The sequence below is a fragment of the Pseudomonas sp. A-1 genome, assembly GCF_004801855.1.
Lineage (GTDB): Bacteria > Pseudomonadota > Gammaproteobacteria > Pseudomonadales > Pseudomonadaceae > Geopseudomonas.
Window position 1 is genome coordinate 1 of record NZ_SSTC01000171.1, and the last position, 3,402, is coordinate 3,402.

The 3,402-nt window shown below is 66.7% G+C and carries 5 protein-coding genes; all 5 read left to right on the plus strand.

The features are described 5' to 3' along the window. A partial coding sequence (locus tag E5198_RS20685) for a NifB/NifX family molybdenum-iron cluster-binding protein (protein ID WP_136491789.1) occupies nt 1-574 on the plus strand: 574 nt, incomplete at its 5' end. 1 nt (nt 575) lies between these two features. Then, nucleotides 576-845 (plus strand): DUF6129 family protein, encoded by a 270-nt coding sequence (locus E5198_RS20690; RefSeq protein ID WP_136491790.1) that lies wholly within the window; start codon nt 576-578, stop codon nt 843-845. 8 nt (nt 846-853) lie between these two features. Further along, entirely contained in the window at nt 854-1,582 is a 729-nt protein-coding gene (locus tag E5198_RS20695; protein ID WP_136491791.1) for a 4Fe4S-binding leucine-rich repeat protein, read from the plus strand. Nucleotides 1,583-1,698: 116 nt separating this feature from the next. Continuing rightward, nucleotides 1,699-2,490: a histidinol-phosphatase gene (hisN, locus tag E5198_RS20700; protein WP_136491792.1), complete on the plus strand. Its 792-nt coding sequence runs from the start codon at nt 1,699-1,701 to the stop codon at nt 2,488-2,490. A 471-nt stretch (nt 2,491-2,961) separates the two neighbouring features. Continuing rightward, a complete protein-coding gene (locus E5198_RS22395; RefSeq protein ID WP_372239900.1) occupies nt 2,962-3,267 on the plus strand; it encodes a lysozyme inhibitor LprI family protein in 306 nt (101 codons plus the stop codon). The last annotated feature ends 135 nt before the right edge of the window (nt 3,268-3,402 follow it).

The following is a 3,402-nucleotide window of genomic DNA, read 5'->3' on the forward strand; positions in this document are numbered from 1 at the left end:
CCTGCAGGCCCGCCTGCAGGACACCGCGCCGCCCGGCGCCGCGGCGGAGATCGGCGAGCGCGCGCTGCACAGCGCCCTCGGCCTGCTCAAGGGCCGCGGCGTCAGCCTGCCCAGCGAACCGCCACCGCCGCCCGAGGCCTACCGCGACGGCGAGTTCGCCGGCTCGGTGCGCATCGCCTGCGCCTCCGACAACGGCGCGCGCATGGACGCCAGCTTCGGCCACTGCGCGCGCTTCCTGATCTACCAGATCTCGCCGCGCGCCAGCCGCCTGGTCGACGTGCGCGAGGCCGCCGCCTGCGCTCCCGACGAGGACCGCAACGCGCGGCGCGCCGAGCAGCTGCACGACTGCCAGCTGCTCTACACCCTGAGCATCGGCGGCCCGGCCGCCGCCAAGGTGATCCGCGCCGGCGTCCACCCGATCCGCCAGGCCACCGCATCGCCGGCCAGCGAGATCGTCGAGGAACTGCAGCGCGTGCTGGCCGCCGCCCCGCCGCCCTGGCTGGCCAAGGCGATGGGCGCCGGGCCGGACCTGCGCGTGCGCTTCACCAGTGACAGCCCCGAACGAGGACAGTGAGATGATCAGCCAGGAACTGCTCGACGACGTCATCCGCCAGGCCGAGGAAAGCATCCTCGACGACGCCCTGATCGCCCGCCTGCGCGCCGCCCACCCCGGCGTGCACTTCACCTGGTGCATGGACGACGACATCGCGGTCAACGCCCGGCCGGTGGCCGAGCGCGCCGCCTTCAACCTCTACCTGGTCAACTCCAGCGACCACTGCTCGGTGCTGACCAACGACGGCGACGCGGCTTCCGGCATCGTGCTGGCGGAAATCATCCCCGACTGAGGTGTGGCATGCTCGAGCAAGGTCCGGACAACACCCCCATCGGCGACTGCCGCGGCTGCGCCTTCAGCCGCCACCTGCTGCTCGCCGGGCGCTGCACCCCGGGCGACGCCTGCGTGGCGGTGCAGAGCGGCCGGCAGATCGACCGCTTCTTCCGCAACAACCCGCAGCTGGCGGTGCAGTACCTGGCCGACCCGTTCTGGGAGCGCCGCGCCATCGCCGTGCGCTACGCGCCGCTGGAGGCGCTGCCGGCCATGGTCCGCGACGTCGACGAGGCGGTGCGCCGCGCGGTGGCCTACCGCCTGCCGCGCGAGCAGCTGCACCTGTTGATGCAGGACGAGGACCGCGAGGTGCGCATCACCGTGGCCGACCGCCTGCCGCTGGAACAGCTCGAGCAGATGGCCGCCGACCGCGACTACCTGGTGCGCGCCTACGTGGTGCAGCGCATCGCCCCGGGCCGGCTGTTCCGCTTCATCCGCGACGAGGACCGCCAGGTGCGCAAGCTGGTCGCCAGGCGCCTGCCGGAGATCAGCCTCGGCCTGATGAGCCAGGACCCCGAACCGGAAATCCGCCGCATCGTCGCCTCGCGCCTGCACGGCGACGACGTGCTGCCGATGCTCCACGACCCCGACTGGACCGTGCGCCTGGCGGCGGTGGAAAACGCCCCGCTGGCGGCGCTGCGCACGCTGGACGAGCAGGACCCGGAGGTGCGGGCGGCGATCGGGGAGCGGTTGGGGTAGGGGGCCCCGGGCGCAGCTTTGCCTTGCCGCAGGCCCGCAGCCTGCCTGAGCACCGAGCGCGCTGGCACGCTGGCGGCTATCATCGCCACCTTCACGACCAACCTAGGTGATATCCGATGTCCCTGAGCGCAGAGCAATTCGCCGAGTACCAGGCCTTCGCCGAGCAACTGGCCGATGCCGCGGCCACCGCCATCGCCCCTCACTTCCGCGCCCCGCTGGCGGTGGAGGACAAGGGCGGTCGGTTGTACGACCCGGTCACCGCGGCCGACAAGGCCGCCGAGCGGGCCATGCGCGAACTGATCCGCGCGCGCTATCCCGAGCACGGCATCCTCGGCGAGGAAGAAGACGCCGTGATCGGCAGCAGCCCGCTGACCTGGGTGCTCGATCCCATCGACGGCACCCGCGCCTTCATCACCGGCCTGCCGCTGTGGGGCACGCTGATCGCCCTCAACGACGGCCAGCGCCCGCTGCTCGGGGTGATGAACCAGCCGTTCACCGGCGAGCGCTACGTCGGCACGCCGGCCGGCGCCTGGCGCAACGGCGCACCGCTGAAGACCCGCGCCTGCGCCAGCCTGTCCAGCGCCCGGCTGATGTGCACCACCCCGGACATGTTCGACACCCCGGCGCGGCGCCAGGCCTTCGACGCGGTGGCAGCCCAGGCCCAGCTGCTGCGTTTCGGCGGCGACTGCTACGCCTACTGCATGCTCGCCTCGGGCTTCGTCGACGCCATCGTCGAGGCCAGCCTGCAGCCCTACGACATCCAGGCGCTGATGCCCATCGTCGAGGGCGCCGGCGGCGTGGTGACCGCCTGGGACGGCGGCTCGGCGCAGAACGGCGGTGCGGTGATCGCCTGCGGCGACCCGCAACTGCATGCCCAACTGGTCGAGCTGCTGCGTCACGCCGCCTGAGGCGCGCGGCTGCCACTCTTTGATCGCTCCCACGCTCCGCGTCCGTTTCGGTGACGCCGAGCGTCACGGGCTGCGTTCCCACGCGGAGCGTGGGAACGATCAATTCCTGCATTGGCAACCGGACCGCAAGGGCTGCTCCGGTTGTTTTTTGTTTATGCGCTGCGATAACCTCGCTGACTATTGGATACCCCCGCAAGCAAGGGATTTGCAGTCATGGCGTATAAGCTGCCTTCACACCCAGAGTCTTCCCTGCGGCCGCATTCCAGAGCGGTTCCTTTCTCCTGCTTGGGGATGTTATCCACCAACCCCGTTCGGGGTGTTATGCACCAGTTGGTGTATATTTATAGTTATGCACACCAAGGAATCAGCGTGCGCACAACACTAGTTTTCATCCTGACAGTAATTTTCACCAACTTTTCTCTTGCTGACTCACAAAATCTGAGATCAGAAGAGAGAGAGTGCGGCGAACATATGTCTTATAAACAAATATCCGGCTGTTTCTCCACCCTTAACAGAAAAGCGGACAAAGAGCTAAATTACCAATACTCAAAATTGAGTAATTCTCTTGACCTTGAGAATAGAAAAAACTTAGTAGCCGCACAGCGGCTATGGGTAAAATTCCGAGACGCTGACTGTACTTTTTACGAGCCACGAAAGGAAAGCGACAATCTAGTTTCTTCCAGTCACAGCATCTGCCTTACACGCAGAACACTTGACAGGCTTGAGCAGTTAGAAAGCTACAATTTCAGAAAAGGCTGTAACGGCTGTGCGTGGTAGTGCGCATAACAATTGGTATATGGACTCTCCCCACAAGTAGTGAGCAAAGCATTTCCAACCCTGTCGTCAGTGCGGTTGCATTCGTATATCCGGCCTTCGCTGGGCGTTGCCGCCCGGGCCACTCTGTAGTTCGCG

Excerpts from the sequence above, each read along its gene's own strand:
- E5198_RS20690 (WP_136491790.1), top strand. The coding sequence starts at position 576 with ATGATCAGCCAGGAACTGCTCGACGACGTCATCCGCCAGGCCGAGGAA.
- E5198_RS20695 (WP_136491791.1), top strand. The coding sequence starts at position 854 with ATGCTCGAGCAAGGTCCGGACAACACCCCCATCGGCGACTGCCGCGGC.
- hisN (WP_136491792.1), top strand. The coding sequence starts at position 1,699 with ATGTCCCTGAGCGCAGAGCAATTCGCCGAGTACCAGGCCTTCGCCGAG.
- E5198_RS22395 (WP_372239900.1), top strand. The coding sequence starts at position 2,962 with ATGTCTTATAAACAAATATCCGGCTGTTTCTCCACCCTTAACAGAAAA.